The following is a 6,091-nucleotide window of genomic DNA, read 5'->3' as shown; positions in this document are numbered from 1 at the left end:
GTTGAGCAACTCCTCGCGCCGAATGACCCACTTTTCGAATTCTTTTTCCTTGCGCTGAAGCTCGGCAATTCGATCGCGTAGCCTGGCTTCCAGGCTGATCAGTTTCCAGGTCTGCCACTGGATGCGCGCGTTAGATGCAGCATCGGCAATGTTCCTGCAGTAAAGCTCGCTGTCCTTAGGTGGAACCACCACTTCAGCCACAGGCTTCCCTCGAGGTTCCTGGCTGTGCGCCTCGCCTCCACCAAAAGCAAATGAAACTGCCAGGAGGGCCAGAAAACCCGATCTTCGACAGCTGTTCATAATAAGCGGCATGAAGCCCCATCCTTCGTGCTGAACCCGTTGAGATGCACAGTCGGGGATCGAGCTTGCGCGAGGCTGGTGAACGAAAAAACGCCGCTCAATGAGCGGCGTTTCCGGCACATGCAACGGCCGACCGATTACTGGACAACAAGCTCCGCCTGAAGAGCGCCTGCTGTCTTGATCGCCTGGAGGATGGCAATGATCCCTGTCGGACGCAGTCCAATTCGATTGAGACCTCGCACGAGAGTAGGAAGATCGGTTCCACCGACGACAGCGAGTTGCCCGCCGGATTCCTGCGCATCTACATAGGTTCTGGGAACGACGACTGTCTGACCGTTTTGAGAAAAAGGCGATGGTTGCGACACTTCCGGAGCCTCGGAAATCCTGACCGTAAGATTTCCATGTGTGATCGCAACTGTCGAGATCTGGACATCCTTGCCGATAACAACGGTTCCCGTTCTCTCGTCGATCACCACCTTGGCTGTTTGGTCTGGTCGGACACGAATGGATTCGATTTCTGCTATGAACCTGGTGACGCTCACGTATTTGGGCGGTGTCAGATCCACAGTGCGATAATCCCGCTCCTTGGCGACACTGACACCGTAACGTTCCTTGGAATGGATATTTATTGCGTCAGTGATCCGCACAGCCGTTTTGAAATCAGGATTGCTGAGCTCGAGCACAAGAGCAGGTATCTGAGAGAACTTTGCCGGCAGGTCCCTTTCGATCAGACCACCATTGGGAACACGTCCGACAGTGGGTATCCCCTGCGTCAAGCTCTCAGCCTGACCGAGTTCGGCAAACCCCGAAACAGCAACCGGGCCCTGAGCAACCGCATAAATCTGCCCATCCGCTCCCAAGAGGGGTGTTGCAATGAGTGTTCCTCCGGCAAGCGATGTCGCATCGCCCAGGGATGACACGCTTACGTCAATGCTAGAGCCCTTGCCGATAAAGGATGGCATTTCTGCCGTGACGACGACTGCTGCGACGTTTCGGGTACGAAGCCGCGCATCGCGCACATTGACGCCAAGGCTGTCCAGCATCGACTGAAGAGATTGTTCCGTAAACGGAGAATTGCGCAGGCTGTCCCCGGAACCTTTCAATCCAATCACCAATCCGTATCCGACGAGCTGGTTGTCGCGAACACCCTGCAAGTTGGCAATATCCTTGATACGGACCATCGCAGAAGCCGGAAGGACTGCCATGAGTGCCACCAGGAGGCAGCAAACTAACCGGGTCATCTATCAATTCTCCACTCGGATGGTACCGTCTTCCTGAACACGGCCTGACACCACCAATCCGCTGTCAATGTTGCGCACACGCACAAAGTTGCCGGCGCCGCCATTTTGCAGCGCTTCCACTTGCATGATGATCATCAGTCCCTGTTCACGGAAAACCAGACGCGCCGGTTCTCCTCGACGGACCAGGACCTGTTTTTCAATCGCGTTTGCAGGGATCGGCTGACCGGGCAGCAATGTTCGCCGCGCGACCATGCCAACCAATTGACCACGATGTGTAGAAACGGCAAATTGCTGCGCAGTTCGGCGTGGAAATCTCCGCTCCACGAGATCCTGGTGCGAAATTTCATCACCCGGATGGATTGTCTGACGTGGAACAGGAAGTTCCATTCCCGCGGCGCCAGCATTTGACACGGATATCGTCACCAGGAGTACAGCAAGGAAGGACCGGAGCAAGCTAACCATTGCCTTATTCCCTTCCCTAACGGATGCCGTTGGTAACAGTACCGGCCATCTCGTCGGCGGCCTTCATCACTTTTGAGTTCATTTCATAGCCACGTTGCGCATTGATAAGCGCGGTGATTTCCTTCACCGGGTCCACGTTGGAGCTTTCAAGATAGCCCTGACGGACAACACCGAAGCCAGGATCACCTGGAACACCGGCAACAGGCGTTCCGGACGCTTCCGTTTCGCGAAAGAGATTACTGCCAACAGGTTCAAGGCCAACATCATTGGCAAAGTTCGCCAGTGTCAGTTGCCCCAGGTCCCGCGGAGCAAGTTCTCCGTCAACCTTGGCGTAAACCTGACCGGATTCATTGATGACAACTTCGATCGTTTCTTCCGGAATGGTTATGGCCGGCTCAACTGGATAGCCATCAATGGTCACAAGCCGACCATCCGCATTCTTGTTGAATGACCCTGACCGCGTGTAAAGCGTTTCGTCATCGGGACCGGTAATTTCAAACCAGCCGCGACCATCAAGAGCAACATCGAACTGGTTTCCCGTGTTGCTTAAGGACCCTTGAGCATGCAGCTTTCTGATACCGGCGGTCTTTACGCCAAGACCAAGCTGGGCGCCTTCTGGAACCGGGTCTTCACCACCACGGTTGGGAACCCCCTGCAGCCTCTCGGCCTGATAGAGCAGATCTGAAAATTCCGCTTGCGACCGTTTGAACGAAGTCGTGTTCATATTCGCAATGTTGTTGGCAACAACTTCAACATTCAGCTGCTGTGCGCTCATGCCGGTTGCGGCTATGGCCAGGGCTTTCATCGAGATACTCCTAAACTGTTCGCCGGGTCTGCCGGCATTTTCTTGAACGCAAATCAGATCGTCATGCGGCTGATTTCCTGGTACGCCGTCACCACCTTGTCCCGAATGGCGATTGCAGTCTGGAGCGTAGATTCAGCGGCCATTACGGCTTCGACTACCTGCTGAACGGATGCCTGCCCATCAACGCCGGCAATTGCCGCCGCTTCTCCCTGCTTCACCTTGTCAATCGCCCCTTGGGACACTTCGGCCATCGCTTCGGTAAAACTGGCTTCCGCAGCATTTTGCGTTCCACCGAGATCAGGAGCACCAACGGTGTAGCGGGTCGTTGACGATGCCTTCAAAACACCGTCCGTGGAGGATGTCAGGGCTGCAATTTCATTAATCATCATCAATTCCTCAAAAGATCGATGTGACGCATGACCATTTCCCGTGCCTGCGTCATAACTTTCAAATTGGCTTCGTAAGACCGGTTGGTCTCTCGCATGTCAGCAAGTTCCAGCAACGTGTTTACGTTCGGCATCTTCACGTAACCGTTTTCATCTGCCGCCGGATGTCCCGGGTCGTACTCAACTGTGAATGGCGCCTTGTCCGCTCCAATCCCCTTTACCGAGACCAAGTTTGCCTGACTTGCGCGATTGAATTCACTCTCGAACGTGATGGTTTTCCGCCTGTAGGGATCGTCGCCGGCGGTTTCTCCGGTTGAGCGTGCGTTGGCGAGGTTTTCTGAAACCACCCGAAGCCGTTCGGACTGAGCTTTCAATCCGGATCCCGAGATCTGTAGAGTTGCGGTTAATGGATCGGACATGGAAATTTCCCTATGGCTTCACTGCGGCGAGATACATTCGGTGAAATGACTTCGCGATACTGGCGTTCAACGAATGATCGCGCGCGACCTCTCCCGTCTTCACCAGTTCCTGTTCCAGGCTGACCGAATTGCCTGAATGGCTCACGGACCAGCTATCGGCTTTCTCGACATCGGAAACGCGCGAGACTTCCATCGACTGACCAAGATGGTCTCCATGGGTGGCAATCATAGCGAGTTGGGTTTTGCTGATGACAGTCGTGAACGGCTCCAGGTCTTTGGCGCGAAATCCAGGTGTATTCGCATTGGCGATGTTCTCCGCGATTGTCGCCTGGCGTACTGAAAGCCAATCATTGTTGTGCGAAACCAGTTTGGTCAGGAACACAGGTTCCATCGAAAACCTCCTATCAACTCAGGTTGCCCAACAGGTAAGCGTTGAACCTTGTCCGAGGCTGTCGCGATCACGTCAAAATCGCCAGGCAACGCAAGGTTCAGACAACCTTCGCTGTGCATGCATTGATGCAAAGGCGCTGTCGATCGACACCGGCGACCAAATTGTCACTCGAGGTATCTTGCATGAACTGGATGAGGAATGGCTTCAGGGCTTTTTATGCTATGCAGCAATCACAATCGGAACTCGTTGCAAAATGCTCAGGTCGTCATTCAGGTTTATTGATACTGGCATCTCTCGCAATATTGCACATGGGAACCCGATCACTGGCCGATGGCCTACCCGTTGATTGCGAAACATATGCTCGTGCCTATGCAGACGCCCATGTATCCGGCGATCCATCGGACCTGACAGTCGTCGACGGAGCAATGCGCGGTGCCGTCATAGGTGGTGGCTGGCGAGGACCAAACGGTGTCAGGCGCGGTGCCATTGCAGGAGGTGCCCTGTCAGTACTTGACACCATTGGAAACTATCCAGGAGGCTGGCAGGGAATGTACGATCTCGCTTACCGCCTCTGCCGGAATGGACAGTCCTCTGTTACGCATGAACCCAAAACTCTTGGCGATCCAACCTATCGGTCGACCCCGTCCCCCCTTCGAAAATCAATTCCGCCCTTGCCGGTTCAAAGGCAGGCACCTGTGAGACAGTATCGGTGAGGACTGGTCATGTTTTCGTTCCTGAACGCGAAAAAGGAGTCTTTAGCGCGAGCCATTCAACGACGGCTTTACCCGCGCCAACGTACAAGACTTCGCCCAGCCAAACTCGCAAGTCTCGACAATGAATTTATCTGTGAGTGCACGATCCGCGATATCTCAGATGGTGGCATTCGTCTGGTTTTAAATGAAGACACGGATCTGCCTGAAGAATTCTACGTTTTCGACGCGGTTCCAAAGACTGTCGCCGAAGTGCAACTCCGTTGGCGGGACGGCCTGACTGCGGGAGTGACATATCTGGTCCCGCCAGCGAACATCAGACATTTCAGCAATACCGGTGTCAGAAAACTCGCTCAAAAACTGTACGCGCTGGACGGGTAATCTGCACATCAGGTTTCAAAGTAAAATCGACTTCTTACTCAAGGTACGAGAATAAGATCTACTGAGACAATCAACGATACTCTGTTTTCAAATTTCCGTTATCCGGCAAAGGAATTGTCCTATTTCTAGTTTTCGCGGTGAAAGCGCTGTAAAACGACCGTTGAGATTCATTTGAGTTCTGAAGGTTCTACCGGACCCGAAATGAACGCAATCATCTGAGCGGGCGGAATGAACAAGTCGAAACTCTTCTCATTTGAATTGCCGGACAAAGTCCTGACCTCCCTGCCGACGGGTGCCGTAAAAGACACAGTCGAACATCTTGGACAGCGCATCGCACGCGGCCACTACAAAATGGGCGCGATCCTACCCAAGGAAGACGAATTCGTAGACGCACTGGGGGTTTCCCGGACGGTGGTACGCGAAGCCATCAAGGTTTTGTGCGGGAAAGGTCTCGTGAGAACGGCCCGCCGCTATGGCTCCAGAGTGTGCCACTTCGATGACTGGAACCTGCTCGACCCCGATGTCATTCGTTGGCACGACGCTGACAGTCCCTTAACGGCAAGGATCTATTCCGAGGCAACCGATCTGCGGCTTATTTTCGAGCCGGAAGCAGCAGCGCTGGCTGCTTTGAACGCAAATAGTGAACAACGCAACACGATCCTGGCCGCGGCACAGAGCCTCCAGCCAGAAGATGACGATTCGGGATTGATCGGTGCTGACTACGCCTTTCACGCCACTATTTTGCAGGCAAGCGGCAACCTGATGCTGGCGCAATTGCAGAATCTGATCTACGCGGTGCTTATTTTTTCCTATTCCGCAGGCCGTAAAGGCGCGCCGGACGAACTGGTGTCCCGCAACAACCATATTGATGTGGCAGAAGCGATCGTGGCAGGAGATGCAGATCTTGCCCGCAATCTCATGAGAGACATGCTGATGCAGAACAAATCAATCGCCGAGAAAATAGCTTCTGTCTCTGCCGCGCATTGACGATTGGAA

At 53.9% G+C, this 6,091-nt stretch carries 9 protein-coding genes and 1 pseudogene; 3 read left to right on the top strand and 7 right to left on the bottom strand.

The window, feature by feature from the left end; translation table 11 throughout:
- The 7 genes and pseudogenes from K5905_RS25260 to flgB all read right to left on the bottom strand — a co-directional run.
- Nucleotides 1-312 (bottom strand): annotated as a pseudogene (locus K5905_RS25260) (hypothetical protein); the annotation flags it as partial.
- A 125-nt stretch (nt 313-437) separates the two neighbouring features.
- Entirely contained in the window at nt 438-1,541 is a 1,104-nt protein-coding gene (flgI, locus tag K5905_RS25255) for a flagellar basal body P-ring protein FlgI (RefSeq protein WP_297589281.1), read from the bottom strand.
- Nucleotides 1,542-1,544: 3 nt separating this feature from the next.
- Nucleotides 1,545-2,003, bottom strand: coding sequence for a flagellar basal body P-ring formation chaperone FlgA (gene flgA, locus K5905_RS25250; protein ID WP_297589279.1), 459 nt, complete (start codon nt 2,001-2,003; stop codon nt 1,545-1,547).
- 16 nt (nt 2,004-2,019) lie between these two features.
- The gene (flgG, locus tag K5905_RS25245; protein WP_297589277.1) at nt 2,020-2,808 is read right to left on the bottom strand and encodes a flagellar basal-body rod protein FlgG; all 789 of its coding nucleotides are present in this window, start codon (nt 2,806-2,808) and stop codon (nt 2,020-2,022) included.
- A gap of 53 nt (nt 2,809-2,861) precedes the next feature.
- On the bottom strand, nt 2,862-3,194 hold the full coding sequence (locus K5905_RS25240) for a flagellar hook-basal body complex protein FliE (RefSeq protein ID WP_297589274.1): 333 nt from the start codon (nt 3,192-3,194) through the stop codon (nt 2,862-2,864).
- Between the two features lie 2 nt (nt 3,195-3,196).
- Nucleotides 3,197-3,613 (bottom strand): flagellar basal body rod protein FlgC, encoded by a 417-nt coding sequence (gene flgC / locus K5905_RS25235; RefSeq protein ID WP_297589272.1) that lies wholly within the window; start codon nt 3,611-3,613, stop codon nt 3,197-3,199.
- A gap of 10 nt (nt 3,614-3,623) precedes the next feature.
- The gene (gene flgB, locus K5905_RS25230) at nt 3,624-4,004 is read right to left on the bottom strand and encodes a flagellar basal body rod protein FlgB (protein WP_297589270.1); all 381 of its coding nucleotides are present in this window, start codon (nt 4,002-4,004) and stop codon (nt 3,624-3,626) included.
- A 308-nt stretch (nt 4,005-4,312) separates the two neighbouring features.
- Here flgB and K5905_RS25225 point away from each other — a divergent pair, with 308 nt between their 5' ends.
- The 3 genes from K5905_RS25225 to K5905_RS25215 all read left to right on the top strand — a co-directional run bounded on the left by K5905_RS25225 (nt 4,313) and on the right by K5905_RS25215 (nt 6,082).
- Nucleotides 4,313-4,717 (top strand): hypothetical protein, encoded by a 405-nt coding sequence (locus K5905_RS25225; RefSeq protein ID WP_297589267.1) that lies wholly within the window; start codon nt 4,313-4,315, stop codon nt 4,715-4,717.
- Nucleotides 4,718-4,726: 9 nt separating this feature from the next.
- Complete coding sequence (locus K5905_RS25220; protein WP_297589265.1) at nt 4,727-5,095, top strand: PilZ domain-containing protein; 369 nt, start codon at nt 4,727-4,729, stop codon at nt 5,093-5,095.
- Between the two features lie 228 nt (nt 5,096-5,323).
- Complete coding sequence (locus tag K5905_RS25215) at nt 5,324-6,082, top strand: FadR/GntR family transcriptional regulator (RefSeq protein WP_297589262.1); 759 nt, start codon at nt 5,324-5,326, stop codon at nt 6,080-6,082.
- Nucleotides 6,083-6,091: the final 9 nt, after the last annotated feature.

The sequence above is a fragment of the Roseibium sp. genome, from assembly GCF_025698965.1.
Classification (GTDB): domain Bacteria; phylum Pseudomonadota; class Alphaproteobacteria; order Rhizobiales; family Stappiaceae; genus Roseibium.
Note: the sequence above shows the minus strand (reverse complement) of the source record. Positions and strands in the feature narration are given on the sequence as shown.

What these genes read in the sequence shown, in the direction of transcription:
- flgC (WP_297589272.1), bottom strand. Translation starts at nt 3,613, where the DNA reads ATGTCCGATCCATTAACCGCAACTCTACAGATCTCGGGATCCGGATTG.
- K5905_RS25225 (WP_297589267.1), top strand. Translation starts at nt 4,313, where the DNA reads ATGGGAACCCGATCACTGGCCGATGGCCTACCCGTTGATTGCGAAACA.
- flgA (WP_297589279.1), bottom strand. Translation starts at nt 2,003, where the DNA reads ATGGTTAGCTTGCTCCGGTCCTTCCTTGCTGTACTCCTGGTGACGATA.
- flgI (WP_297589281.1), bottom strand. Translation starts at nt 1,541, where the DNA reads ATGACCCGGTTAGTTTGCTGCCTCCTGGTGGCACTCATGGCAGTCCTT.
- flgB (WP_297589270.1), bottom strand. Translation starts at nt 4,004, where the DNA reads ATGGAACCTGTGTTCCTGACCAAACTGGTTTCGCACAACAATGATTGG.
- K5905_RS25220 (WP_297589265.1), top strand. Translation starts at nt 4,727, where the DNA reads ATGTTTTCGTTCCTGAACGCGAAAAAGGAGTCTTTAGCGCGAGCCATT.
- K5905_RS25240 (WP_297589274.1), bottom strand. Translation starts at nt 3,194, where the DNA reads ATGATTAATGAAATTGCAGCCCTGACATCCTCCACGGACGGTGTTTTG.
- flgG (WP_297589277.1), bottom strand. Translation starts at nt 2,808, where the DNA reads ATGAAAGCCCTGGCCATAGCCGCAACCGGCATGAGCGCACAGCAGCTG.
- K5905_RS25215 (WP_297589262.1), top strand. Translation starts at nt 5,324, where the DNA reads ATGAACAAGTCGAAACTCTTCTCATTTGAATTGCCGGACAAAGTCCTG.